22 protein-coding genes and 1 pseudogene are annotated in these 24507 nt (G+C 62.6%); 12 read left to right on the forward strand and 11 right to left on the reverse strand.

All coding sequences use genetic code 11. The features are described 5' to 3' along the window. Positions 1–16: 16 nt before the first annotated feature. Together pdxA and AC1DCZ_RS13895 are read right to left on the reverse strand one after the other, a co-directional pair. Positions 17–1039, reverse strand: a complete 1023-nt coding sequence (gene pdxA, locus AC1DCZ_RS13890) for a 4-hydroxythreonine-4-phosphate dehydrogenase PdxA (RefSeq protein WP_476975111.1) — start codon at positions 1037–1039, stop codon at positions 17–19. After that, positions 1036–2373: a four-carbon acid sugar kinase family protein gene (locus AC1DCZ_RS13895; protein WP_476975112.1), complete on the reverse strand. Its 1338-nt coding sequence runs from the start codon at positions 2371–2373 to the stop codon at positions 1036–1038. The genes pdxA and AC1DCZ_RS13895 overlap by 4 nt, the downstream gene beginning before the upstream one ends. Positions 2374–2635: 262 nt before the next feature. Between AC1DCZ_RS13895 and AC1DCZ_RS13900 the strand changes: the two genes are divergently transcribed. Together AC1DCZ_RS13900 and AC1DCZ_RS13905 are read left to right on the forward strand one after the other, a co-directional pair. Further along, positions 2636–3568 carry an aldo/keto reductase gene (locus tag AC1DCZ_RS13900; protein ID WP_476975113.1) on the forward strand — a complete coding sequence of 311 codons (933 nt, stop codon included), beginning with the start codon at positions 2636–2638 and terminating at the stop codon, positions 3566–3568. 133 nt (positions 3569–3701) lie between these two features. Next, positions 3702–4538 carry an aldo/keto reductase gene (locus tag AC1DCZ_RS13905; protein WP_476975114.1) on the forward strand — a complete coding sequence of 279 codons (837 nt, stop codon included), beginning with the start codon at positions 3702–3704 and terminating at the stop codon, positions 4536–4538. A 150-nt stretch (positions 4539–4688) separates the two neighbouring features. Here the strand turns inward: AC1DCZ_RS13905 and AC1DCZ_RS13910 are convergent, their stop codons facing one another. Beyond that, positions 4689–5543: a class II fructose-bisphosphate aldolase gene (locus tag AC1DCZ_RS13910; RefSeq protein WP_476975115.1), complete on the reverse strand. Its 855-nt coding sequence runs from the start codon at positions 5541–5543 to the stop codon at positions 4689–4691. A 19-nt stretch (positions 5544–5562) separates the two neighbouring features. Continuing rightward, positions 5563–6474, reverse strand: a complete 912-nt coding sequence (locus tag AC1DCZ_RS13915; protein WP_476975133.1) for an NAD(P)-dependent oxidoreductase — start codon at positions 6472–6474, stop codon at positions 5563–5565. A 145-nt stretch (positions 6475–6619) separates the two neighbouring features. On the opposite strand from AC1DCZ_RS13915, the gene AC1DCZ_RS13920 reads away from it, so the two are divergent. Together AC1DCZ_RS13920 and AC1DCZ_RS13925 are read left to right on the forward strand one after the other, a co-directional pair. After that, positions 6620–7321, forward strand: coding sequence for a FadR/GntR family transcriptional regulator (locus AC1DCZ_RS13920; protein ID WP_476975116.1), 702 nt, complete (start codon positions 6620–6622; stop codon positions 7319–7321). A gap of 536 nt (positions 7322–7857) precedes the next feature. Next, positions 7858–7938, forward strand: a pseudogene (locus AC1DCZ_RS13925) (IS3 family transposase); the annotation flags it as partial. Positions 7939–8010: 72 nt separating this feature from the next. Here the strand turns inward: AC1DCZ_RS13925 and AC1DCZ_RS13930 are convergent. The 6 genes from AC1DCZ_RS13930 to pxpA form a co-directional block, all read right to left on the reverse strand. Beyond that, on the reverse strand, positions 8011–9114 hold the full coding sequence (locus AC1DCZ_RS13930) for an oxidoreductase (protein WP_476975117.1): 1104 nt from the start codon (positions 9112–9114) through the stop codon (positions 8011–8013). A 328-nt stretch (positions 9115–9442) separates the two neighbouring features. Continuing rightward, the gene (locus AC1DCZ_RS13935; RefSeq protein WP_476975118.1) at positions 9443–10432 is read right to left on the reverse strand and encodes a 5-oxoprolinase subunit C family protein; all 990 of its coding nucleotides are present in this window, start codon (positions 10430–10432) and stop codon (positions 9443–9445) included. After that, a complete protein-coding gene (locus tag AC1DCZ_RS13940) occupies positions 10422–11327 on the reverse strand; it encodes a 5-oxoprolinase subunit B family protein (protein WP_476975119.1) in 906 nt (301 codons plus the stop codon). The genes AC1DCZ_RS13935 and AC1DCZ_RS13940 overlap by 11 nt, the downstream gene beginning before the upstream one ends. Further along, positions 11324–12676 (reverse strand): acetyl-CoA carboxylase biotin carboxylase subunit, encoded by a 1353-nt coding sequence (locus AC1DCZ_RS13945; RefSeq protein ID WP_476975120.1) that lies wholly within the window; start codon positions 12674–12676, stop codon positions 11324–11326. Before AC1DCZ_RS13945 ends, AC1DCZ_RS13940 begins: the two co-directional genes overlap by 4 nt. 2 nt (positions 12677–12678) lie before the next feature. Further along, complete coding sequence (locus tag AC1DCZ_RS13950; RefSeq protein WP_476975121.1) at positions 12679–12918, reverse strand: acetyl-CoA carboxylase; 240 nt, start codon at positions 12916–12918, stop codon at positions 12679–12681. A gap of 37 nt (positions 12919–12955) precedes the next feature. After that, a complete protein-coding gene (gene pxpA / locus AC1DCZ_RS13955) occupies positions 12956–13711 on the reverse strand; it encodes a 5-oxoprolinase subunit PxpA (RefSeq protein ID WP_476975122.1) in 756 nt (251 codons plus the stop codon). A 75-nt stretch (positions 13712–13786) separates the two neighbouring features. On the opposite strand from pxpA, the gene AC1DCZ_RS13960 reads away from it, so the two are divergent. Further along, the gene (locus tag AC1DCZ_RS13960) at positions 13787–15277 is read left to right on the forward strand and encodes a PucR family transcriptional regulator (protein ID WP_476975123.1); all 1491 of its coding nucleotides are present in this window, start codon (positions 13787–13789) and stop codon (positions 15275–15277) included. Between the two features lie 346 nt (positions 15278–15623). Here the strand turns inward: AC1DCZ_RS13960 and AC1DCZ_RS13965 are convergent, their stop codons facing one another. Further along, entirely contained in the window at positions 15624–16457 is an 834-nt protein-coding gene (locus AC1DCZ_RS13965; protein WP_476975124.1) for a substrate-binding domain-containing protein, read from the reverse strand. A gap of 522 nt (positions 16458–16979) precedes the next feature. Between AC1DCZ_RS13965 and AC1DCZ_RS13970 the strand changes: the two genes are divergently transcribed. The 7 genes from AC1DCZ_RS13970 (at position 16980) to AC1DCZ_RS14000 (ending at position 23739) form a co-directional block, all read left to right on the forward strand. Next, positions 16980–17996: an asparaginase gene (locus tag AC1DCZ_RS13970; protein WP_476975125.1), complete on the forward strand. Its 1017-nt coding sequence runs from the start codon at positions 16980–16982 to the stop codon at positions 17994–17996. Positions 17997–18053: 57 nt separating this feature from the next. Beyond that, a complete protein-coding gene (locus AC1DCZ_RS13975; RefSeq protein ID WP_476975126.1) occupies positions 18054–18944 on the forward strand; it encodes a polysaccharide deacetylase family protein in 891 nt (296 codons plus the stop codon). After that, positions 18941–20338: an MFS transporter gene (locus tag AC1DCZ_RS13980; protein ID WP_476975127.1), complete on the forward strand. Its 1398-nt coding sequence runs from the start codon at positions 18941–18943 to the stop codon at positions 20336–20338. Before AC1DCZ_RS13975 ends, AC1DCZ_RS13980 begins: the two co-directional genes overlap by 4 nt. Next, on the forward strand, positions 20335–21102 hold the full coding sequence (locus AC1DCZ_RS13985) for an SDR family NAD(P)-dependent oxidoreductase (RefSeq protein ID WP_476975128.1): 768 nt from the start codon (positions 20335–20337) through the stop codon (positions 21100–21102). Before AC1DCZ_RS13980 ends, AC1DCZ_RS13985 begins: the two co-directional genes overlap by 4 nt. A gap of 26 nt (positions 21103–21128) precedes the next feature. After that, a complete protein-coding gene (locus tag AC1DCZ_RS13990) occupies positions 21129–21851 on the forward strand; it encodes an SDR family NAD(P)-dependent oxidoreductase (protein WP_476975129.1) in 723 nt (240 codons plus the stop codon). Positions 21852–22258: 407 nt separating this feature from the next. Then, complete coding sequence (locus tag AC1DCZ_RS13995; protein WP_476975130.1) at positions 22259–22477, forward strand: hypothetical protein; 219 nt, start codon at positions 22259–22261, stop codon at positions 22475–22477. Positions 22478–22614: 137 nt separating this feature from the next. Then, the gene (locus AC1DCZ_RS14000) at positions 22615–23739 is read left to right on the forward strand and encodes an EAL domain-containing protein (RefSeq protein WP_476975131.1); all 1125 of its coding nucleotides are present in this window, start codon (positions 22615–22617) and stop codon (positions 23737–23739) included. Positions 23740–24507: the final 768 nt, after the last annotated feature.

Below are 24507 nucleotides of genomic sequence, written 5' to 3' on the forward strand. Positions count from 1 at the left end.
TGGCTTTCGGGAGTCTCTATCCATCGGCCGGCGGACGGGTAGCCATTTCGGCAGCCTGATGCAACGCTTCGACCATGCTCTGCGGGTCCGCGATGCCCTTGCCAGCGATGTCGAAGGCGGTACCGTGATCAACCGATGTCCGGATGACGGGCATCCCCACGGTAATGTTCACGCCGGCTTCGATACCCAGAACCTTGACAGGGCCATGACCCTGGTCATGGTACATCGCTACTACAAGCTCATAATCGCCGCGACCTGCCAAGAAGAAAAGTGTGTCTGCCGGCAGCGGACCGTAGACATCGATGCCGGATTCGCGCGCCGCACGGACACCTGGTTCGATCTTTTCCGCTTCTTCCCCCTGACCGAATAGTCCGCCCTCGCCGGCGTGCGGGTTGATGGCACAGACACCGATTTTCGGGTCAGGGATGCCTGCCCGCACGAGTGCCTGATGCCCCCGTCGAATCGTGCGTTCCACCAACCCGGGGTTGATCTTCTTTACTGCGTCTACCAAACCAATGTGTGTGGTCACGTGGATGACCTTGATCTTGCTGGTCGACAGCATCATGGATACCTCGTCTGTGCCGGTGAGGCTGGCCAGGAGCTCTGTGTGGCCCGGGTAGATGTGGCCGGCCGCGTGTAGTGCCTCTTTATTCAAGGGAGCGGTGCAGATCGCCTGGACGTCGCCGGACATGGCCAACTCTGCAGCGACTCTGATGTATTCGTATGCCGCGTTCCCGGCGGGTGCGGAAAGCTGTCCCCAGGGAAGATCTTCCGGAAGCAATGCGAGGTCAATGACGTTGATGCGACCCGGAGCGAATAAAGCATCGCTGACGCTGTCGACCCGCACGATTGTGGCCTTGACGCCAAGGAGACCAGCGGCTTGCCGCAGCCGGAGGGCATCGCCAATGACGACGGGCCGGCATTCCGCATTCACATGCGGGTCCAGGAGCGCAGCGACCACGACTTCAGGTCCGACGCCTGCGCCGTCGCCCATTGTGACGGCAATGAAGGGAACGTCTTTTGGCTCAAGGGTATTCATGCGTGTGCCTTTCCTGGCATGCGCGGGCTTGCCGTCTCGGATGCTAGATGTGAGTGAATGTAGCCAAGAATGGTGCGCAGGCTGTCAGGGCCGCCGAATGTGCCGGGTCTAGTCACGACCATCGTGCCGTGGTCGGTCCGTGACAGCACCGCACCGTGTTCGATTTCGGCGATTGGTTCGAGCCAATGGACGGACAGGGCGTTCAAGACGGCACGCGCTGTTTCGCCACCGGTGAGCACCAGGGGAAGCCGTTCGGCAATCGGAGCGATGAACCGTGCGAGGGCTGCGGTCAGTAGCGTGGAGGCCTCATTGGCGGTCTCCGTCGCGCTGATACTCACTGCGACCGGCCCGGCCAGCAACGCCGTGCGCAGGGCGGTGGAGTCGGCGGTGCCGGTGAGAAGCTCAGCCGGGGTCACTGTAAACAGCGCAACTCCGGAGGAGGCCAGGGTCTGCAATTGAGTTCGGCTCTGCGTGGATGCTGTACCGACAACCAGGAGTACCGGTTTCAGTGCCGGTTTCCGGCGCAAACTGGCCCCGATGGTTAGGGAAGAGTCCGGCTGGTGACCCTGATTCTGACCGATCTTCCGTACTGAAGGGGGCCGTGTTGAGTCCACGGCGCGGTAGAGTGCCGCCGCGAGGGCCGAAGCGCCGACTAACTGGATTCCCTTCCGCCTTAGGGCTGCCGCGGCGATAATGTCGAGATCTTCCGTGGTTTCGGCATCGCAAACTGCGATTGCGTGCTTATTTGCTAGCTCACTGAGAACCCTGTCCAGTTCTCTTATGTCGCCGCGGACGGTTTCCAACCCGACCAACCCGGAGGCCAGCGGTGCCAATGCGTCCGCAATTGTTCCCGGTGCCGCTTTCCTTTCGGCAGACCATAGCGAGGACTCGCTAAGGGGAGTGCCGGCGCTGTGAACGACTCCGCCAACCGTGCTGCGGCCCAGCACCGGGAGTGCGGGAGCGAATATAACCGGGCCTCGCTTGAGGAGTACTCCGAGCTCGGCGGACATGTGACCGCGTAGAAGGGAGTCAACTTTGAGAAAGACGAGGGGATCACGTCGCCTGCCTTCATATATGCGCCGCAAGAGCGTTTCCAGCCGCACGGACGCCTCGTGGGCATCCGCACTGCGGCTGTCCGAATCAAAGACCACGCACGAAGGCCCGGGGTGCTCGAACTCGGCGACCTCAGGATCTTCCGGAACCAGGACGATATGTGCTGTATTGAAGCTTTCATCGCCCGCAGGTTGCGGCATCTCCGCAGAGAGCCGTGTGAGGGCCGCTGCTGTCTCGGCAGCCCCCGAAAGATCATCCGCGATAGCAATAATGCGCTTCATTCCGACCTCTTCGCACTTCTCGTATCAGTTTTCGGAAACCGTGTAGTCATCGGCTGACACGCCGCCCGGAACGATTCTTTCCACGACGACACCCGAAGGCAGCATAACGACAGGACCTACTCCTGCGCGAAACACGCGAAATGGTATTGCGCGGTTCACGCAATACTGACAGGCTTATAGTCCCATAAGTGAACGCACCGCCAAAGGAAGAGTCGCAATGCACGGAACGCGTGTTCAAGGCCTTGGTCTACCCATCTCGCAAATGGTTCTCGGCACCATGGCTTTCGGAGACACCGTCGACGCGAACGCGGCTGCTTCGATCGTGGATGCTGCGTTGGATGCGGGGGTGACCGTCATTGACACGGCCAACGGCTATGCAGGCGGAGCGAGCGAAGAAATACTTGCGTCCCTCCTGCCGAAGCGCCGGAATTCCTTTCTGCTCGCGTCCAAGGCAGGCATCCCGCATCCTGATGCGGGCGGCTATCCGCCGCTCTCGGCTGCCGGCCTGTCCCGGTCTGTGCATGGCAGTCTTCGCCGGATGGGTGTGGACCGCATTGACCTGTTCTATCTGCACCAGCCGGACCGTGCAACGCCCATGGAGGAGACAATGGGTGCCATTGCGGAGTTGGTGGACCAGGGCACCATCGGTGCCCTGGGTGTCTCAAACTTCGCAGCATGGCAGATCAGCGAACTGAACCATGTCGCGGACGCTATCGGCACGCCGCGGCCCGTTGTGGCTCAGCAGCTCTTCAACCTGGTGGCCAGACGAATCGAAGAAGAGTACGTCGAGTTCGCTGCGACAACCGGCCTGCTGACCATGGTCTACAACCCCCTGGGCGGCGGTTTGCTCACGGGAAAGCACAATTTCACGGAGATGCCCGCTGAAGGACGGTTCGGAAGTTCAAAACTGGCCGACATGTACAAGAAGCGGTATTGGGACCAACGGCTTTTCGCCGCAATCGATTTGCTTAAGGAAATCTCCAAAAGTTACGGCATCACGCTCGTCGAACTCTCGTTGCGTTGGCTGATAAGCCAGCGGGCTGTCGGCGCCATTCTGCTGGGCGCTTCTCGCGTCGAGCAACTGCAATTCAACATCAGAGTTGCGCAAGAGGGCCCGCTGCCTGCCGACATAGTGGCCGCCTGCGATGACGTCGGAAAGATGCTGCGCGGCCCCATGTCAAGCTACAACCGGTAGACCCGTTCCCTCAGGGAGCCCGGACGCTCCTGGCCTCGGGCAAATTCGACGCAGGGTTAACAAGTGGAAGTACCAGCGCCGTCAGCCCACACGGTCCTGACGAAGAGCACCAACCCAACCGAAAAGAGAACCAGTGTCAACTGTTCCATCAATTGTCCTCAACAACGCCGTAAAGGTCCCGCAGCTCGGCTTCGGTGTCTACCAGATCGAACCGGACGAAGTTCGAGGTGCCACTGAACTGGCACTGGATGCCGGGTACCGCCATATCGACACCGCAGCGGCCTACGCCAACGAAGCGGGCGTCGGCCAGGCAGTCCGGAACAGCGGAATCCCCCGAGACGAAATCTTCATCACGACTAAACTACGCAACGCCGATCAGGGCTATGAAAGCGCCCTGGCTGCTTTCGAGAACAGTCGTAGGGAGTTGGGAGTCGACGTCATAGACCTGTACTTAATCCACTGGCCCTACCCGCGTCACAACCGTTTCGTCGACAGCTGGAAGGCACTCGAGAAGCTCTACGCGGAGGGTACCGTTCGGGCTATTGGCGTGTCCAACTTCCTGGAACCGCACCTTGACCGCATCCTGGCCGAGGGCGAAATCGTCCCGGCCGTAAACCAGATCGAGCTCCACCCGAGCTTCCAGCAAGCGGAGCTGACCCGCTACTCGGCCGCCCGCGGGGTTGCCGTTGAGGCCTACAGCCCTCTCGGCCAAGGTGAGGACCTGAACAGTGCCGTCGTACGGAGACTCGCCGAAACGCATGGAGTCACGCCAGCCCAGATCATCTTGCGGTGGCATCTGCAACTTGGACACATAGTGATTCCCAAGTCGGTCGCTGCTGAACGCATACAGGAAAACATCGACGTCTTCGATTTCTCCTTGAGTGAGCAGGAGGTTGGTTTGATCTCGGGGCTCGAGTCTGGTCTGCGCACCAGCGGGGATCCCGCTACATTCGATTTTCCTCAGATCTAAGGACTTTTCGCGCCGGGGTATTACGGGCGGGGTAAACGGGCTAAGGCATGTCTGGCGCTCCACATTTTGGACACTGACGCGCCTACGATCGTAGCCTCCTGCCCGATGCGTTCCCCCCATCGGGTAGTCGTCGCTGAAACTGAGCGATGACTACCTTATGGCCGCGCGTCCCGACAGCGTATCCAGAGACGCCCCAGTGAAGCCCCTCACGGTTGCCTGCCATACTCCCAATAGTCCCAGCAGGTTCTCCCCGTCGCTGCGGTGGGACAAGATTTGCCTTTCCAGAACAGATAAAACGCCGGTGCGCAGCTCTGTATTAAAGTTCACCTTCCCCACCCCCATTTCGGGAGTAGCGGCCAGATCTTCTGCAGGCACCCCGGACGCTCCATGGAGTACTAAAGGAATGTTGGATCTGGTGGCGATGTCCTGAAGGAGATCCCAGCGGATCTCGGGCGCGCCCACATATTTTCCGTGCACGTTACCGACGGCAACGGCGAGCAACTGGGCACCACTGCGGGTCACAAAGTCAGCCACCTTGCCGGGATCGGTTAGTCCGGCGGCCTTCATGGCGAAAGCTCGGTCCTCGTCCCCGGCCAACCCGCCAAGCTCAGCCTCCAGCACGATGCTTGAGTCGCCGATAGCATCCCGTGCGGACCGGACCAGCTGGATGTTCGCTTCATAGTCCATGGCCGACCCGTCCACCAAGACCGCGTCCGCGCCAGCCGCCACCGCAGCCCTGATGGCTTCGAGGTTGCTTGCATGGTCGAGCTGGACGCAAACAGGAACCGCGGCAGAGTCGGCGAGCCCACGCAGGGCTCGGATCAGCCGAAGCCCGGATGTCGAAGCGGCGGTTTTTGGAGCAACAAGCAAGATGACCCCCGCGTCGGCAGCTTCAGCGGCCTCCACGATGGCCAGCGCCGTGGTGAAGTCATAGCAGGTGAATGCCGGCACGGCTGCTCCGCAGGCCAGTGAAGAAGTGACTAGAACGTCGAGTTGAGTGCGCATGGTTTCTTCCTCTTGTTGGTCAGGAATGCCTGGCAGGTGCGACGACCCTGATGACTGCGGAATCATCCGCGGCGCCCAGGCCCTGTGCCTGACCCAGCAGGTAGAGCTGCTCGGCCGCAGCGGCCACTGGTGACGGCAGCCCCGCGGTACGTGTCGCCTGGCCCACAATTCCCATGTCCTTAACAAAAATATCCAGACGGCTCAATACTTCGGCGCCGTCATCGTCATAGGCCTGAATCATCCGCGGACCCCGGTTGGACAACATGAACGACCCTGCCGCCCCCGCTTGAAGTGCCTCGAGCGTCTTGTCCAGATCAAGGCCGAGGGCATCTGCCAGCGCCAGAGCCTCGGCCGCCGCTGCAATGTGCACCCCGCAGAGCAGCTGGTTTACGGTCTTCAGGGCCTGGCCGTCCCCGGGCCTATCTCCGACGACGGTGATAGTGGACCCGAGCAGTTCCAGAACAGGGCGGGCACGCTGCAACGCCTTGGGCTCTGCGCCTACAACGATCAGCAGATCTCCTGCACCGGCGCGCAGGGGGCCGCCGGACAGCGGGGCATCCACCAATGCGACGCCGTACTTGGCCAGTCCGTCCACTGCGGCGGGGACTGAGTCTGTGCCGACGGTGCTGGTCAGGATCACGACGGAGTCAGGGGTAAGGATCTCGGCAACCCCGTTCGGGCCAAACAGTACTTTGTTGAGTTGGTCGCCGTTACGCACGGCGACCAGAACCACGCTCGCTCCGGCCGCTGCTTCGCGAGCGGAATCAAAAGTTTCTATGCCGGCGTTGTTGCCCAGCCTCCGGCGGCCTTCATTAATATCGAAGCCGCGAACCGTTAGTTGACCGGCTAGGCGAGTCGCCATTGGCAAGCCCATAGCGCCAAGCCCCAGCACTGCGATAGTCGAAACGCCAGCGTTGTTTGTCGGTGCCATGGCTTGCCTCCTAGAGTAACTACTTCGATCGCCCTGCTTCATCACGGTCGCTAGTATTCTAGATCATACGTCTGACATCGTATATATAGGCCCGGAAGAGGGTACTCCGCCGTATGATGAACAGACAACACTCAGGAAGGTCACCGTGGCACGTCAGTCTCTGGTCGGAATGGTCTACGATGACCTGTTAAACCGCATTCTGTCCGGCGAGTTTCCCCCGGGATCAACCCTCCCCGGTGAGCTGGAGCTCACGACGCAACAAGAAGTCAGCCGGTTGACAATCCGCGAAGCGGTCAAGACTTTGGAAGCGCAAGGTGTGGTGCGCATTGAGCGTGGCCGCGGAACGTTTGTGAATCCGCTAAACCGCTGGACGACAATGGAGGCTGTTTTGCGCGCAGTTTCCGAGGGCGGAAATGATGCTTTAGCCTCTATCCAGTTGATCGAACTGCGGCGGATGCTCGAAACGGGAGCGGCGAAGCTCGCCGCTGAACGCATGTCAGCTGAGGATCTCGAGAGTATCCGCAGGCACCTTGCTGCGATGCGTTCAGCCCACCAAGCCAACGACGTCGCCCACTTCGTTGAAGCGGATCTCGCGTTCCACGATGTAATCCATCATGCCTCCGGAAATGTCTTTCTAGCGGTTCTCTTCAAGCCCCTGTCCGTTGTGCTTGCCGCCCGGCGCGCAGAGACGTCAAAAGTGGTGCAGATTCAAGCCAACGCGATCGAGGAACATGGCCGCATCGTAGAGGCCTTCGAATCCGGAGATCCCGAACGGGCACGACAGGCGATGGACAGCCACATGACGCAAACTATGAATGATCTAAAGCAATACATTCTGCACGTCTGATCGGCGCCCGAAGGATGGCGGCCAGCGCCCGAGTGCGGCGAGCTCCCAGCACCCCCGGCCCGCCATCCACTCAGCTCGAAGCTCATATAGGGGTCAAAGGCCGCGGAACCGGTGCGGGAAAGCGGGCGGAGCCCAACCTACCGAAGATCCTTGCCGGGTGCCTCGCCGCGTCGAAAGTGTTTGTTTTGACCGGGTCTCGGACTATACCCGCCTCCACGGCGACTCTGCGCCGCCTCTGAACGGCATGTCCGACTCCTGCTACGAGGGGTTCGGTTCTGGCCGACGCCGCAGTCCGCACGCGTAGCACCAAGGCCGAACGAATCATTAGAAACCACAGTGCAGGCTTCCAGTGCGCGACCTCCCAGGACAGTGACATTCAATGGAGATATAGGGTCCAGCCCGTCCATTTGGCAAGGACGCCGTGCCATTATTTCGACACAATCCCCTCCCGGTAAACCTGCGAATGCAGGAAGCGGCGGCGCGCGGCCAGGCAGCCGCTGCCGCTGCCGCAGAAGTTTCCCAACGAGTAATTCCGCTGGTACAACAACGAACTTGTCTCCACAAAGCTCAAGGGCCTGAGCCCGGTACAATACCGAGCCCAGGCCCTCGCGACCTAGGATCTTACTCGGCCAGTCCAACTTTCGGGAAGTAGTTCATCTGCGCCTGGCCCGCTCGTTGCGAGATTTTCATTATGCGGGAAGTTCCAGTTCCCAGTCTTTGACGTCCGCTACCGGAGCGAAGAGCCTGGTGTCGAGTTCGTCGAAGGCCAGGTTATTCCGTGCTCTGTGCGGCCAGTTTCGGTTCGCGAGGGCTGCTTTGCCCAGGGCGACGACATCGGCGTCCCCCTCACGGAGCAGGGACGCGGCCGTTTCTGGGTCGTCGAGGTTACCGTTGGCGATGACGGTTGTTCCGGAGTGCTTCTTGGCCAGGGCGGCGAGGGACTCTGTGCCGCCTTCGAATGCCGGGGCAGCGGCCCGGTATTCGGTGGTGTGGATGAAATCAATCCCCGTGGCGCCGAGGGTTTTAAAGATGGTCTGGGCTTCTTCGGCGCCTCCGCTCCACCGGTGGTCATTGTCACTGACCTTGGCCTGGGAGATACGGATCCCCACGGTCATTTCTGGACCCACGGCTTCACGTACGGCGCGGCAAATTTCGGCGGCGAACCGCACTCTGTTCTCGGGTGAGCCGCCGTAGTTGTCGGTCCTTTTGTTGAGGTAGTCGGTAAGGAACTGGTCAAGCAGATACCCGTTGGCACCGTGGATTTCTATGCCGTCGAATCCGGCTGCCTTGGCGTGCAGCGCGGCTGTGACGAATCCGTCCCGGACCTCGTCCATCTGGGCGGCGGTGATCTGCGCGGGAACGGGGTAAGGGCCTTCTCCGCGGTAGAAGGCCAGCTGTTCACCCTTGGGGGCGATGGGGGAGGGGCCGATGGTGGAGTCGACGAACCGGTTTCCCTGGGTCTGGGCTCCTGCGTGCATGAGTTGGGCGAATATCCGGGCACCGGCGGAGTGGACTACCTCGACGACCTTTGTCCAGGAGCGTTCTTGTTCCTTGGTCGCGATGCCCGGCTGGAATAGGTAGCCCTGGCTGTACGCTGTGTCGGGGTAGATACCTTCGGTGATCAAGAGCCCGAAGCCGCCGCGGGCATAGGCCTCGTAGTAGGCGGCCATTTTCTCTGTCGCATGCCCGTCCTCGGTGGCACTGATGCGCGTCATGGGAGCCAGAGCAACACGGTTGGTCAGCCGGGTTGGGCCGATCTGAACGGGGGACCAGAGGGGTGCGAAATCCGGCATGAATATCTCCTTTAGGTGTTTCGGGTAAAGAAAGAGGGGAGCCGCCGTTGAGCGTTCTCCCCGTAGTGCAAACGACAGACGCGGGGGTTAAATTTCAGGCGCGGGCCGGGTCAGGTCCGCGGGCTCTGGGTGGAGGCGTCAGGCGAACGATGACGGCTGAGGAAGGAACCTCATGAAATCCAGGGTCTGGGCTGTCACGAAAATCTCGCCTACGGCGGGCGAAGGGGTGCCCGGGCGGCCATCGGAGCCTAGTCTTGTGTTGAAACTGGCGGAAAGCCTCCGATAACCGGACGGATCCCTAGGTAAGTCCGGATCCGTCACTCGACAGTTAAACAGCCCGGACTCCGATGGCAGCCCTCGCGTTGGTCTTTCGTTCACCGAGTTCCTTGCGGGCTGCGATGGCTTCGTCCATGCTCACCGCAACAAACCTGGTGGACGTGCCGGGCGCGGCCCGGGCCACCAGATCCATGTCCGCGCTGATGACGGTTCCCACCATGGCGTAACCGCCGCCGGAGACGGCATCGCGGTGCAGGATGATCGGCTGGGTGCCACCGGGAATTTGGATCGACCCGACGGCGTAGCCGGCATCCACGATGTTGGACGGGTCCGAACCCGCCCCGAAAGGCTGCTCCCGTTCCTTCCACTTGACGCCGGGACCGGAGTATCGCAGTCCCATCCTGTCTGCGACCGGAGTCACCTTCCACTCGCCGTTCAGAAGGTTGTCCAGTCCCTCGTCGGTGAGTCGGTGGTCATAAAGCCCCAGCACAATCCGGACGACCTGCTCCTTGCCGAAGACGGGGTGGAACTCTTCCGGAACAGTATCGGCCTCGGGAACCGCGCCGCTGTTGAGCGGGCTGCCGACAGGGACGTGGTCGCCAGCCTCTAACTTGCGGCCGTGGAATCCGCCAATGGCGCCCAGGCTGTAGGTGGACCGGCTGCCGAGCACCTCTGGCACATCGATGCCGCCCTGGACTGCGATGTAGTATCTTGTGCCGCCCTGGATGACGCCGAAGCTCAGTTCGTCGCCGGCCTTAAGCCGCAGCCGGGTCCACTGGGGTCGCGCTTCGCCGTTGACCCTGACCTCAACCGGTGCCCCGGTGACGGCCAGAACGACGTCCTGGTCGGTGGTCAGCGCCGGGCCCAGGTACGTGCATTCAAGGACCGCTTCCTTGGCGGTGTTGCCCACCAGTGCATTGCCCAGTTCGGCAGAGTATTGGTCCAGGGAACCGCTCTGCGGGATGCCGACGTTGTAGTGGCCGGTGCGTCCCTGGTCCTGGACCGTGGTGGCAAGCCCGGGGCTCTTGATATCAAATGCCACTGAGGGCCTCCATGAGTTCCTGGTTGTAGCCTTCGGGATTCGCCAGCGCCTTGGCCAGGTCAAAGGTCACGGGCGCTTGACGGTAGCGGAACGTCCCCGCGGCGATCTCGTCCTGGATGCTGCGGTATTCGGCCTCGGTCACGGGTCTGAACTTTACGATGTCGCCCGGCCGGAAGAACACCATGAAGTCCTTGAAATCGGAGAGGGCCTGCGCCGGATCGAAGATTGGCGCTGCTGCGATTCCGAACATCTGATACCCGCCTGCGCCCCTCACCGAGTAGATGCAGCCGAAGCAGCCGCCGTGGCCCACCGTCAAGGCGGGGGTGTCCGTGCGGGGGCTGAGGTATTTGGGGACTTCCAGCTGTTTTTCGCGCTCGACCAGTTGGAAGAGGAACGGCAGGCCGGCGACAAATCCAACCATGGACACAAGCCACGGTTGCTCGTGATGCCGCTTTATGAACTCCGCGGCATCCTTGAGGTTGTTGACTTTGGCAGCGTAGTCAATGTCGCTGCCGCCCGGCTCCTGGTGGAATCCTTCGCGGAAGCGCTCGGCTACTTCGGCCGTGAAGGGATCGTCGTACCAGACGGGCACTTCGATGATCCGGGTTTCGAGGGCCTGCTGCTGGTGGTGCGCCAGGTCCCCTTCGATGGTCCGGACGGTCTCTTCAAGGCTCGACGGCGGCAGGACGTCGGGGTCGAACCTCACCAGCAGCGAGGCGTTGGCAGGGCAGATGTCCACGATGCCGGGCAATTCCAGCTCTGCAAGCTTCTCGGCGATCGACATGACCCTGAAATTTGCGGCCAGGCTCATGGACTCGGAGACCTCGACGAACAGGAACTCGTCTCCGCCCCAGGTGTAGCGGGCCTCCCGTTCGGCGGATGCGGGGCTACTCATGGTGCCTCCATCAGATTGTCGACGGTTTCTATGAACTTTGAGTGGTGCTTGACGGCGGCGAATTCGAGCCGGTCCAGGAGCTTCTTGAGCACCGGAATGGTTGTTTTGACCCCTTCGATCCGGGTCCCGGACAGGGCCTCCAGCGCCCCTTCGATGGCGGCTTCGCGGGTGTCCTTGTGGACAATGAGCTTCGCGAGCATGGAATCGTAGTAGGGGCTGACCATGGACCCTGCCTCCACTCCGGCATCGATGCGGATCCCGTCGCCTTCAGGCCATTCCAGGGCCGTGATCAGGCCCGGGCTGGGGAAGAAGTTGTTGTGCGGGTCCTCGGCGTTGATGCGGCACTCGATGGCGTGGCCGCTGAATTTTATGTCCTCCTGCCGGACCGACATGGCGCCGGTGGAGGCGATGAGCAGCTGTTCACGGACCAGGTCGACGCCGGTGATTTCCTCTGTGATGGGATGCTCCACCTGGATCCGGGTGTTCATTTCGATAAACGCCGCCTCCTGGCTAACCGGATCGTAGAGGAACTCGACCGTGCCGGCGCCGTTGTAGCCGCATTCCCGGGCAAGCTCCACCGAAGATTCCCGGATGGTCCGGCGGACGGTGTCGGGAAGGTCAGGGGCCGGGGCTTCCTCGATGACTTTCTGGGAGCGTCGCTGCATGGAGCAGTCGCGGTCGCCGAGGTGGATGAAGTTGGTTCCATCCCCAAGGATCTGTACCTCCACGTGCCGGGCGTGCTGCACAAAATGCTCCAGGTAGACGGTCGGATCCCCGAATACGGACGCCGCTTCGCCGCGCGCCATCTCGATGGTTTCCAGCAGTTCGCCCTCGTTGTGCACAAACCGGATGCCACGGCCCCCGCCCCCGGCTGAGGCCTTGACCACCAGCGGGTAACCGATGCCGCGGGCCTCTTCCACGGCGTCGGCGTCGGGGTCGAGTGGCCCGTCGGAGCCGCGGAGGATTGGCACGCCTGCCTTGCGGGCGGATTCCCTGGCTAGGGACTTGTTGCCCATCATTTCGATCGCGTCGGCGTCGGGACCCACCCAGGTGAGGTCCGCCGCCGCGACCTTCCGCGCAAATGTGGCGTTTTCGGAGAGGAAGCCGTAGCCAGGATGGACGGCGTCGCAGCCGTTCTCAACCGCTGCGGCGATGACGGCGTCCTGGTTCAGGTAGCTGGCGGGGGCGGGGGCCGGTCCGATCACGACAAAATTGTCGGCTGTGCGCGCGGCCAGCGAATCGGCGTCGGGCTCGCTGACCACCAGGAGCGTCTCGATGCCCATTTCGCGGGCCGTGCGGGCGATCCGCACGGCGATTTCACCGCGGTTGGCGATGAGCAGTTTCTTCATCACTAGCCTTCTCGGATGACGATAATGGTGTCGCCCGGATTGACCATGTCGCCCTCGTCGACGTTGAAGGATTCAAGGGTCCCGGCGACATCGGACTGGATTTCGGTGAACTGTTTCATGATTTCGATGATGCCTACGGTCTGGCCGACTTCGATGCTGTCGCCTTCGTTGGCGAACGGCGGCTTGCCGGGGCCGGGCTTGCGGTAAAAGACGCCGGGGAGGGGGGAAATAATGTTTGCCATGCGGGGGCTCGCTTTCAGATGGTTGGAGTAGTCGGCTCTAGCCCAGGACCGCACGCACGGCGCTGGCTACGGCAGTGGAATTGGGTGCGTCGGAGTGGACGCAGATGCTGCGGAACGGGATAGCTAGTTCGGTTCCGTCAACGGCCAGCACCGGCTCTCCCGCCAGGGCGCGACTGACGCGCTCGGCGGCGGCTGCGGGATCGGTGGGAACCGGGCGACGCTGGATCAGCAGCTCGCCTGCCGGGCCGTAGTTGAGGTCCACGTAGAGTTCCGGTACGAAGTCCACCCCCATCGCCCGGCACACCACTTCGTGGGCGGTTCCGGCGAGCCCGTAAAACGGAACACCATACTGCAGCGCCGCTCCGGCGGCGGCCGCCATCAGCTCCTCATCACCGGCCAGCATTCCATAGAGAGCGCCGTGCGGCTTGATGTGGTTGAGCGGGAGCCCGTGCTTACCAAGGAATGCCGTTAAGGCCCCGGTCTGGTACAGGATGATCGACTCGACCTCGTCAGGGCTCAGTGCCATCCGGCGGCGACCGAAACCCACGACGTCGGGGAGCCCGGGGTGCGAACCGACAGCCACCCCGTGCTCGGCGGCCAGCGCCACGGTCCGGTCCATCACGTCGGGATCGCCCGCGTGGAACCCGCACGCCACGTTGGCAACATCGATGACGCGCATGAGTTCCTGGTCGTTTCCGAACTCGTGGAGGCCCAGGCCCTCGCCCATGTCGGAATTCAACAACACACGCCCTTCAGCGCGAGGAGAAGTGTCGGGAGTCACATTTGTTTGCATGCTGCAACGCTACTCAGCATCCGGGAGCGGGGATATTGTGCGGATAGATGAATTGGTGAAGCTGGCTTATGCTGCTTGCACTACCTGCGGGGGTTCGCCCGCCACTCATTGGAGGCTCCCCTGAGAATCTCAGACCTGGTTGACGACGCCGATCTCAACATCCGGCTCCGTGTTCGCGGCGCCGAAGGCCGCCTGGACCGGCCGATCACCTGGTGCGCACCCGCCGAACACATGGACCCCACGCCTTTCCTCAGTGTCAATGCGCTGCTTCTGACCAACGGCATGGGGCTGAACGTCAGAGACTTCAGGACCTGGGACGCCTACGTCGAACGCCTGTTGACTGTTCCGGTTTCCGGGCTGGTATTCGGACTCGGCGCCGCGCACCGCGAGCTGCCGACTGGTCTGGTTCAGGCCTGCGAGGCGCGCGGCCTGCCGCTGCTGGAGCTCCCGCCGGAAGTGCCGTTCGTGCTGATCATGCGTCATGTGGAGAAGGCCATCGCCGCCGAACGCTATGAGGAGTTGCGAAAAGGCTGGGAGCTCGCCGACGAATGCACCCGGTTGGCAGCCGACGGGCATTCCTTGGCCGAGGTTCTCGGGCGGGTGGCGGACGCCGTCCACGCCAGGGTGGCTGTGGTCGACGAGAACGCGTTCGAGCTTGTCTCCGCGGGTGCGGCTCCCGCCGGGCCCACGCGAACTGCGCTGCGACTGCCCAGCGGCGAATCCGGGCAGTTCCGGCTTTCCATCGAGGGGATCGGGAGCAACATCGTGCTCCAACCCATACTCGGCCCTGTCGCCGCAGTCATTGCGATGCAATTAGGCTACACCCTGGGGTCGCATTCACCGCTTCATTCCCGGGAGGCCGCACGATTTATGGAGGCCCTCTATGAGGATCGCGGCGAGCCCTCGGCGCCATTGCGACGCTTAGCCCAGGAATCCGGGTTTGATCCTGACGGCGACTGGGGCGCGATGCTCATCGGCAGTTCAAAAGAAGGAGCCCCCGCAAGACTGCGCGCCATCGCATGGCGCGCACGTGTGGGCCTGCAGACTGGTTTCAGCACGGTGAGGTATATGGAGGAAGCCGGGCTCACGACCATTCTGCTTCAACACAAACACGGAGTAGTCGACCTGCTGGATGCCGCACGCGGGTTCTTCACGGATGCCCCGGAACTGTCCGTCATCGTCTCCGACTCCCTTAGCCTCGGCGAATTGCCGCTGGCGCTGCAACTTGGCCGTCGTCACATGGGCCGGCCCGGCGTGCACCCGGCACCGTTAGCTGATCTCGCCGGTATTGTACGGGGCCTGCCCAGCCCCGGCCTGGTGGCGATGTGCCAGCGGCTGCTGGCCCCGCTGGCCTCAGGCGGGGCCACGGCCTTACGGGAGACGTTCGAGGCCTATCTGCGGCACAGCGGGGATTCCGCGAAGATCTGCGAGGAACTCTTCATCCACCGGAACACCCTGAGATACAGGCTGAAGAAGATCGAGGATCTTCTTCAATTGGATTTGTCGGACGGCCAAGTCCGGGCCACGTGCATGCTGGCGCTTAGCATCGCCACGGCGTTGCAATAATCCATGGGCTGACCGTGGTCCGGTGCAAGGGTGTCTTCTGACCTGGCCGGCGTTTCCTGCCCGAGGCATGTCCTGGGACGCCGGCGGCGATGCTCTCAACGGCGGACGCTGTTACGTGGGTGCGCCCTCGAGTCGTCGCAGGCCAGGGTGCGCGAGTAAGCGGGCGCGGTGGCAGGCCGTGGGAACTGTGAAGCCCGGGCGATTACGCCTGCGGCGGCGAAATCCAAGGGGCGCGCGTGCCTCACTCCCGTAATACGCGGTAGGCGGGTCTTACGGTTCAGCGGGTCAGGGTCGGCAATTACCTTCCGCAGGTGCCGGTCGGGCGGCCCATTTTCTGGGGGCTGGGTCAAATGCTGCCGGCTGGCCCCTGAACTGCAGCCGCGGGCTCGGTCCGGGCGCTGCTTTCCCGCACATACAGGGTCGGTTTCAACCTGATGGATTCGACGTGTTCGCCGTCAAGGACCCGCTGTAGGAGCTGAACGGCCATCCGTCCGATGTCCAGCATGGGGGAGCGGACTGAGGAGAGCGGGATGGGAAGCTCCGCCGCCAGGGATATGTCATTGAAACCCACTACAGCCATGTCATGGCCGGCGGTGAGGCCGTGGGACCGTAGTGCCCCCATGGCGCCGATCGCCGCGAAGTCGTTGACGGCAAACAGGGCCGTCGGACGGGGACTGCAGTTGGTCAGGATTGTCTCGGCTGCTTCCCGTCCTCCGGCCGTGTCAAACCTGGACCACACCACGGCGTCCCGGGGAATGCTGCCACCGAAGGATTCCCATCGGTCGAGAAAACCGGCTGTCCGGTCAACGGCTGTGCTGGCATAGGGCTCTCCGGCAATCACGGCGACGTCTCTGTGACCCTGGCTCCACAGGTGATCGGCCACCAGCTGGCCGCCGAGGACATCGTCGCAGATGGCGGACGGATAGCCGGGTACGCGCCGGTTCATAAGCACGAAAGGAACCTTGCGCTCGGTCAGCTCGCGCAGCTGGCTGCCATCCAAGTGGGCGTCTCCGATGATCAGTCCGTCCACCCGGCGGGCCAGCATGGTGTCCGTTTTCCGACGTTGTTCCTCCAGGTCATCGCGGGAGTTCATGACGAAGGTGGAGTAGCCGAGCTCAGCCGCCGCCTCCTCAACGCCCTCGTACATGGTCGCCAGAACCAGGTCCGAAAGCCTTGGCACGATTACACCCAAGAGTCTGCTGCGCCGCGTCCGCAGTCCGGCTGCCTGCGGATCCGGGGAGTAGCCACGCTTCCGCGCCAACTCACGCACGCGTTCGGCGGTCGCTACCGAAGCCGCCGCTCTCGCCCCTTCGGAACCGGAGTGCAGAATCCTGGATACCGTCGAGGGGTGAATGCCGAGCTCGTTCGCGAGATCCCTCAATGTGACCGTGCGCCCGCCCACCATGCTGTCGTCCATTTCGGTCCCTGCCCAATTCAGTAAGTGTTCGTTAACAAGCATCCCCGATGGCTCCCGATTCATTTCACCGGACCCTTGACGTGTCCTAGATCACATTCTATAGTTTCACCATTGGCTTACACAATCGATTGGGCAACCGGAGTTCCGGATTCGACCAGAGGTATCTACCTTGGTGAAACGCCAGGACATGGCCGCAGGAATCACCGCAAGAATATTTTTTTACCAACTAACCCAATCGATTGGGTTAGTTGGACCCACAGGTAGTGCACAACACATGGAGTGGAAATGACCGTCACCGAATTGCGTGAGGCCCACGTAGTCCTGCTGGCCACGGGGGGAACGATCTCGTCCCGTACGTCGAAGCCAGGGGGAGCAGCGGTCGCATCGGACTCGGGGGAACAGGTGTTGGCAAGCATCGGAGTCCCGGCCTCCCACCCGGTTCGTGTGGTCGATGTCTTCCGGAAGGGTTCATACCTGCTGACGGTCGATGACATGATCGCCCTGTCCGCCCGGATCAGACAGGCCCTGGCCGACCCCCAAGTGCTGGGTGTGGTCGTTTCCCACGGTACGGACACCATGGAGGAGACGGCTTACCTTGTCGATCTCGTTCACGATGATCTACGCCCGGTGGTTTTCACGGGTGCGCAGCAGGCCGCCGACTCCGAGTTCCCGGACGGGCCGGACAATCTGTCCCATGCCATCGCCGTAGCCGGTTCCCCGCAGGCTCGGGGCAGGGGCGTGCTGCTGGCGTTCGGCGGAGCTATTTTCCCCGCAGCCGGAGTACGCAAGAGCCATACAACCCGGCTCGACGCGTTCGGTAACCCGGATTTTGGGACAGCAGGATCGGTCTCCGACACCGGCGAAGTCAGGATGCAGCAGGCACCGTCCCGACTGGCACCGCTGCCTCTTCCTGTCCCCGGCGCGGCGTCACCGCGCGTAGACCTGATAGCTGCCTACCCGGGTGCGGACTCCACACTCTTGCGGGCCTCCCTCCAGGCCGGCGCGGTCGGGATCGTGCTCCAAGGCACAGGGACCGGCAACGCCAACCGCCAGATCTGCAAGGAGGTCGCCGCGGCCGCCGCGGCAGGTGTCGTGGTGGTGACGAGCACCCGTGTGGAGGCCGGTGCCGTCGTCGCCCGATACGGCGACGGCGGCGGTGCGGACCTCCGCGCGGCCGGCGCTATACCCTCCGGGCTGCTCAGGCCGTCCCAATCGCTGATCCTGCTCAGTGTTCTGCTCAGACTCGAGACCCCTGCGGCCCGCATTGACGAGGTCTTCGCCCACCGCGGCAAGCTCCCCTGATCCATTCCCGCTGATAACAGAACGTAAACAATCCAAACGCAGTGAAAGGTTGATCTCATGACCAAGGACATCCAAGTCGCGTTCGGCGTCGACGTGGACGCCGTAGCCGGAATGCTCGGCTCCTACGGAGGCGAAGACTCCCCATGCGATATCTCCCGCGGCCTGTTCAGCGGGGAAGTCGGTGGCCCGCGGCTCATCCGGCTCTTCGAGAAGTACGGACTGCCGGCCACCTGGTTCGTGCCGGGCCACTCGATCGAAACCTTCCCCGAGTTGACCCGGATGATCGTGGACGCAGGGCACGAAATCGGCGTCCACGGGTACTCGCACGAGAACCCCATCGCCATGACCCGCGAGCAGGAGACCGCCATCCTGGACCGGTCGATTGAACTCATCGAAAAGGTCTCCGGCCGCCGACCCACCGGCTACGTAGCTCCCTGGTGGGAATTTTCCCCGGTCACCAACGAGATCCTCCTCGAACGCGGTATCAAGTACGACCACTCCCTGATGCACCGCGACTTCGAGCCTTACTATGTCCGGGTCGGCGACACCTGGAAGAAGATCGACTACACCAAGGACGCCGAAACCTGGATGGAGCCGCTGGTCCGCGGCAAGGAAACGGACCTCGTCGAGATTCCGGCCAACTGGTACCTCGATGACCTGCCTCCCATGATGTTCATCAAGGCCGCCCCGAACTCCCACGGCTTCGTCAGCCCCCGCGACATCGAACAGATGTGGCGGGACCAGTTCGACTGGGTCTACCGGGAAATGGACCAGGCCGTCTTCACCATGACCATCCACCCCGACGTCTCAGGCCGGCCTCAGGTTCTGCTCATGCTCGAACGCCTCATCGAACACATCAACTCCCACGACGGCGTCAGCTGGCTCACATTCGACCAGATCGCCGACTCCTTCCTCACCCGCAGCCCCCGAAAGGAAAACCAGTCATGACCATCCAGCAGCAGAGCGGCGTCGATCTGACAACGCCGGCCCTCGATGAGAAACGCCGATTCCCGGTCTTCTCCAAGCGCCACACCACCACCGCCACCGTTCTTGCTCTGTTCGCCTGGACCGTCGCCGTTTTCGACTACGGACTTTTCGGCACCCTCCTGCCCGCAATGCAGGAGGAATTCGGCTGGAGCGCACCGGAGGCATACGCAATCAACACTTGGATTGCCGTCGGCACGGCGGTCGTGTGTTTCGGCATCGGCCCCGTTATTGACCGGCTTGGGCGGCGCAAGGGCATGATGGTCACCGTCGGCGGCACCGCCGTTATCTCCGGCCTGACCGCGTTGATCCCCACCGGAATCCCGTTCCTCAGTAACGGCCTCCTGGTCCTGGTCCGCTCCTTCGGCGGCCTCGGATTCTCCGAGCAGGCAGTGAACGCGACCTACATGAACGAGGTGTACCAGGTCACCGAAGTCGCGGACAAGCGCAAGCGGCCCGGCTTTCACTACTCCTTCATCCAGGGCGGCTGGCCGCTGGGCTTCCTGCTCGCAAGCGCACTCGCCCTTGCCTTCCTCCCATCCCTTGGCTGGCGCGGGCTGTATCTGATGGCGACAGTCCCCGCAGCGGTCATTGTGTGGGTCATCTCCCGGAAGCTCAAGGAAACCCCCCAGTTCGAACTGCACCACAAGCTGACCGAACTGGAAAAGAGCGGCAAGTCCGCCGAAGCCCACTCACTGGCCCACGCCTACGGCGTCGAGCACTCTTCCGCAGCCCCGCTGAAGCGCATCTGGGAACCGCACCTGCGCCGGAACACCGTCGTGTTCTCCCTGGCCTGGATCTTCAACTTCTTCGGCATCATGATCTTCAGCATCCTCGGCAGCTCCGTCCTCAAGAACGCCAAGGGAGTGGAGCTTTCAGATGCGTTCTGGATGCTGATTGTCATCAACATGCTGGCTTACTTCGGCTACGTCTTCCACGGATGGCTCGGTGACAGGATCGGCCGCAAACGGACCATCATCGGAGGCTGGATCCTCTCCGGCATCTCCTTCACCATCATGCTCAGCCCCATCGCCACCAGCCCGTTCATGATCATCCTCACCTACGGCGCCGGTCTGTTCTTCCTCGTCGGACCGTACGCGGCAATCCAGTACTTCATGGCCGAGTGCTACCCCGTCAGCTGCCGCGCCACCGGCACCGCCTTCATCGGAGCCATGAGCCAGCCCGGCGTCATCCTCGGCGGCGCCCTCTTCACCGCAGTCGCAGCCGGAGCCGGCACCGGCCCCGCGGCCCTCTGGGTCGGCGCCACCGGAACACTATTCTCCGGGCTCCTGATGATCGCAGCGAAGCCCCCGGCAGAAGCCCTGCTCGAGGACCACGCGCACGAGGTCGAAGTATGACACCCGAGACAAAGGTTGCGATCATCACGGGAGCAGCCAGCGGAATCGGACGCGCACTTGCTGTCCACTACGCCAGAAATGGGGTGCGGTCAGTTATCGGCACCTATCCAGGTGACCCCCATGACCCTGAAGAGACCCTCCGCCTGGTGCAGGACGCAGGAGGCCATGGAGTCATCCACGAGGTGGATGTCCGCAACACGCCGTCCGTTGATGCTTTCGCCGAACGCGCTGTCGGGGAGTACGGGCGGCTGGACTACGCGGTGGCCAATGCGGGAATCCTGCGCAACTCGCCCTTGGGCGAACTGACCGACGAGCGCTGGGACGACATGCTCGACGTCGACCTCACCGGGGTGCTGCGAACCCTGCGTGCAGGGTCCGCAAGGATGACCAACGGGGGAGCGATGGTTGCCGTGTCCTCAATTGCTGGAGGCGTCTACGGGTGGGAGGAGCATGCCCATTATGCGGCCGCCAAGTCCGGCGTGCTCGGGCTGATCCGCAGCGTGGCCGCAGAGCTGGGACCGCGCGGCATCCGCGCCAACGCCGTTATACCCGGGCTCATCGAAACTCCCCAGTCCTTGGACCCGGTGAACTCGCTGGGGCCCGAGGGCCTACAGCGCGCCGGGCGGGACATTCCGTGGGGCCGGGTCGGCCGGCCCGAAGAGGTTGCCAGCGTGATCGGGTTCCTGACCTCCGACGACGCTGCCTACGTCACGGGCCAGTCCCTGGTGGTTGACGGCGGTCTCACCATCAAAATGCGTGCTTGATTGAGAAATAGCGTCGGAAGGAACGAATGAACAACACTGACACCGCCCCTCACACCTCGGGCCGCGCTGTGGTGGTTACAGGCGGCGCCAGCGGCATCGGCAAGGCCATCGCCGAAGCCTTCACCGCCAATGGCGACAGAGTAGCTGTCCTGGACCGGTCCGGCTCGGCGGGGGCCATCGTGGTCGACGTCTCGGACGAAGCGAGTGTTAAGGCCGCATTCGCCGCCGCACGGGAACAGCTGGGCAAGATCGACATCCTTGTTAACAGCGCGGGCCTCCTGACAGAATCCCGGCTGGAGGACATGACCCTGGCCATGTGGAATGAGACTGTTTCCGTGGACCTGACCGGCGTCTTCCTTTGCTGCCGGGAGGTGGTGGGGGAGATGCGGCAACAGAAGTGGGGCCGCATCATCAACATCGCCTCCCAGCTGGCCATCAAGGGCGGCACCGGGCTCAGCCACTACAGCGCCGCCAAAGCCGGGGTGGTGGGACTGACCAAAGCCCTGGCCCTGGAAACCGCCGGCGATAACGTCCTCGTCAACAGCATCGCACCGGGGCCGATCGAAACGCCGCTCGTTGACGGGATCTCCGAAGACTGGAAAGCGGCCAAACGAGCGGAGCTTCCGCTCGGGCGCTTCGGAACGACGGCGGAGGTAGCACCAACAGCACTCCTGCTCGCCAGCGACCCCGGAGGGAACCTCTTCGTGGGCCAAACTCTCGGCCCAAACTCCGGCGATGTAATGCCGTAAGAAAGGACAAACCCATGTGCGGTGCTTGCGGACGAGCCGTCGTGAACGACCCGGTTCTTGGACCGGTCAGAACAATGCGGCAACACCTGATTGTGGCCCAAACAATCAACAGCATTTTCCATGCATGGCCCGGGGCCCCAAAGGTAGTCGCCACTCTCGGCGGCTGGCTGGTAAAAGGACCGAGGGGCGGCGCAGAAGCCGCTACGACCGTGGGACAGGTATGGGCGGCCATCCTGAAGGGCAGCCCGGGCAAGCTGCAGCCAGAGCCGCTCCATGACTTCACCAGCCTCGGAGACGGACAGCGCGGAGACATCGCACTGCGAGTCCGCGCAGCTGGCCAACTCGTATTGAACGAAATCTCAAGGGCTTCCGCGCACGGACCCGACCCCAGCAGAACGGAAAACAATATGACCTCCCCGCCCAGCGGCCTGATCGCAGAAATCGCCGCCACCGAAGCCTCCACACTCGAGGACGAAATCAACAACGCAGTACACAGAGCCCGCGCAAAAGCCGAACAGGAAGGGCGGCACGGAATACTGGTCACCAGGCACGGGCACAGCCGCTTCACCATCGAAATCAGCCCTGAAGTCCCCTATGGGATTACACAGGAACGGCAAGCTCCCTAACCAGATACCGGGCTGGGGTAACGGAAGTTGAACTTCTGTTACATCGGGAGCCGCCCCGGGGAGCGAAATTGCCGACAGAGACGAGGCGAACGGCAGCCTGCGCAACGCCCGGGACCGGGAAACGAAGGAATTAAGCAATGTCGATAGAGCCGTCGTCCTCTCCAACACCGGTGCATGATGGGCGTCCAGAAGACCCGCCCGACTCCGTGCCCGATAGCAAGGGAGGGCCAGCGATACGCGAACAGGCAGCCGAAATCATCCATGGGGTCCTGTCCGGTTCCGAGCCGGAGGATGAGTCAGCTCGAACCCGGCTGCGTCGTTTTCTTGCCGCCCATCCCAACAGGCCGGAAGCTGCGTTGATGGACCACCTGGCGGCCCTCAGGTCGCTGCCCAGCTCTCCGGCGGGTGTGCCCGTCATCCGGCCCAGGAACGACGCTGCGTCCCCGCAGTCGTCCGCCGGGCTGTTCCCGCATACGGCGGCTAGTGTCAGTTCCAGAATCGCGGCAGTGCTGGAAAATAGGATGATGTTGACCGCGTTCCAGGCGATCCGTGATCTCTCCACCGGGGGAGTCGTTGGAGCGCAGGCAATGACAAGGTTCTTGGGCGAGACCGGAGAACTGGCCGAGGACGGGTTCGCCAGAGTTGAGGATGAACGGCTGGGATGTGATCTTGAATTCGCGGAAATGGAATCGGCACTAACCGCCGCCAGGATCCTCCCGGCCCACCTGTTCGTGACCTTGAAACTGTCGTCGTACACCTGCCTGGACCCACTGCTGGCGGGGTTTCTGGAGGAATACGACGTTGAACCCGGACGACTGGTCCTGGAAGTGAGCGACACGATGACCCGGGAGGAACCCACGGAGCTAGCCGCCGCGCTGGCTCCATTGCGCCGGACCGGGATCCGACTCGCAATTGATCATTCCGGATCGAATGTCACGTCGATCCGGCATCTCAGGGTTCTCCGGCCGGACATCATTAAACTCGACCGAAACCTCGTTTCCGGCCTTGATACAAACCCGTTCCGTTCCTCACTGTGCGAGGCCATGGTCGGGTTCGCCGGACACATCGGTGCCGGCGTGATTGCCCAAGATATCGAAACCGCGGCCGAACTGGCAGCCGTCAGGGGGCTGGGCATAGCGGCTGGGCAGGGCTCCTTGCTGGGCGCGCCCACCACTCACCCGGAAGACTGGAACGTTTGGCCGCGCACCCCGGGCAATTGGGCCTTACAAAGACGGACGAGAACGGACGGCCATGCCCGGTGACAGGGGTCGTTCCCCGTCCGGAGCTGCTGAGGTTACTACACTGCCGATTAAATCTCCCTCGGTCAGGAGCATCGATTGCTTGCCTGCGACAAGTTAATTACGGATGGTGCAGGCGGGATCTACTTCGAGGGTAGCCGGCCTAAGCAGACGATCTGGAGGCTAACCCCCTTGGTCGGGGAGGGCGGCTGGCCAGCGATGGCAGGCATGTTGAACTTTTATATTGACGCCAAACTACGCTGCGGATGCCCTTAGGTGTCGCCGGATGGAACGTCAATGACGGAGGAGCCGTACATTTGTTCCTCACAACCATGAACCGCTCGTTGAGGACTTTGCCGGGTCTTTGGTAATCCCGATTACCCCGGGACCTGACCGAGGAGAACGGGGCGGCGGAGCAGCCTCTCCGGCCGGACTGGCTCAGCCAGGCTTGTAGACGTCCCCAGGGTGCTCGATGCGGTGGAAAAATATCGCGTGCTCTTCGACATCGAGGTGAACAACGCGGCGTAGTGACCACGGCGGGTGGTGCGCAGTCCAAGGAGTTCGTTGGTGCGGGGTTTGCCCGAGCAGGCGGGCACTTTCGGCCGGAACAGCGGCAACGAATTCGGCGATCGCGACGGCGGAGTTAACTGGCAGCGGGACGTGTTGATGTGGGACGAGTTGGCTTCCCGGAAGCCGTTCGTTGGGCGGACCCTATAGCGTGATGCTGTGACTGTTTTGCTTGGTGGGGAAGCCAACCCCATGGGATCCGTCGTGCATTTTCTTGAAGCTCCA

The sequence above is a fragment of the Arthrobacter sp. 10N418 genome (assembly GCF_056394725.1).

What these genes read in the sequence shown, in the direction of transcription:
- pdxA (WP_476975111.1), bottom strand. Translation starts at nt 1,039, where the DNA reads ATGAATACCCTTGAGCCAAAAGACGTTCCCTTCATTGCCGTCACAATG.
- AC1DCZ_RS13895 (WP_476975112.1), bottom strand. Translation starts at nt 2,373, where the DNA reads ATGAAGCGCATTATTGCTATCGCGGATGATCTTTCGGGGGCTGCCGAG.
- AC1DCZ_RS13900 (WP_476975113.1), top strand. Translation starts at nt 2,636, where the DNA reads ATGGTTCTCGGCACCATGGCTTTCGGAGACACCGTCGACGCGAACGCG.
- AC1DCZ_RS13910 (WP_476975115.1), bottom strand. Translation starts at nt 5,543, where the DNA reads ATGCGCACTCAACTCGACGTTCTAGTCACTTCTTCACTGGCCTGCGGA.
- AC1DCZ_RS13915 (WP_476975133.1), bottom strand. Translation starts at nt 6,474, where the DNA reads ATGGCACCGACAAACAACGCTGGCGTTTCGACTATCGCAGTGCTGGGG.
- AC1DCZ_RS13930 (WP_476975117.1), bottom strand. Translation starts at nt 9,114, where the DNA reads ATGCCGGATTTCGCACCCCTCTGGTCCCCCGTTCAGATCGGCCCAACC.
- AC1DCZ_RS13940 (WP_476975119.1), bottom strand. Translation starts at nt 11,327, where the DNA reads ATGAGTAGCCCCGCATCCGCCGAACGGGAGGCCCGCTACACCTGGGGC.
- AC1DCZ_RS13945 (WP_476975120.1), bottom strand. Translation starts at nt 12,676, where the DNA reads ATGAAGAAACTGCTCATCGCCAACCGCGGTGAAATCGCCGTGCGGATC.
- AC1DCZ_RS13950 (WP_476975121.1), bottom strand. Translation starts at nt 12,918, where the DNA reads ATGGCAAACATTATTTCCCCCCTCCCCGGCGTCTTTTACCGCAAGCCC.
- pxpA (WP_476975122.1), bottom strand. Translation starts at nt 13,711, where the DNA reads ATGCAAACAAATGTGACTCCCGACACTTCTCCTCGCGCTGAAGGGCGT.
- AC1DCZ_RS13970 (WP_476975125.1), top strand. Translation starts at nt 16,980, where the DNA reads ATGACCGTCACCGAATTGCGTGAGGCCCACGTAGTCCTGCTGGCCACG.
- AC1DCZ_RS13975 (WP_476975126.1), top strand. Translation starts at nt 18,054, where the DNA reads ATGACCAAGGACATCCAAGTCGCGTTCGGCGTCGACGTGGACGCCGTA.
- AC1DCZ_RS13980 (WP_476975127.1), top strand. Translation starts at nt 18,941, where the DNA reads ATGACCATCCAGCAGCAGAGCGGCGTCGATCTGACAACGCCGGCCCTC.
- AC1DCZ_RS13985 (WP_476975128.1), top strand. Translation starts at nt 20,335, where the DNA reads ATGACACCCGAGACAAAGGTTGCGATCATCACGGGAGCAGCCAGCGGA.
- AC1DCZ_RS13990 (WP_476975129.1), top strand. Translation starts at nt 21,129, where the DNA reads ATGAACAACACTGACACCGCCCCTCACACCTCGGGCCGCGCTGTGGTG.
- AC1DCZ_RS13995 (WP_476975130.1), top strand. Translation starts at nt 22,259, where the DNA reads ATGACCTCCCCGCCCAGCGGCCTGATCGCAGAAATCGCCGCCACCGAA.
- AC1DCZ_RS14000 (WP_476975131.1), top strand. Translation starts at nt 22,615, where the DNA reads ATGTCGATAGAGCCGTCGTCCTCTCCAACACCGGTGCATGATGGGCGT.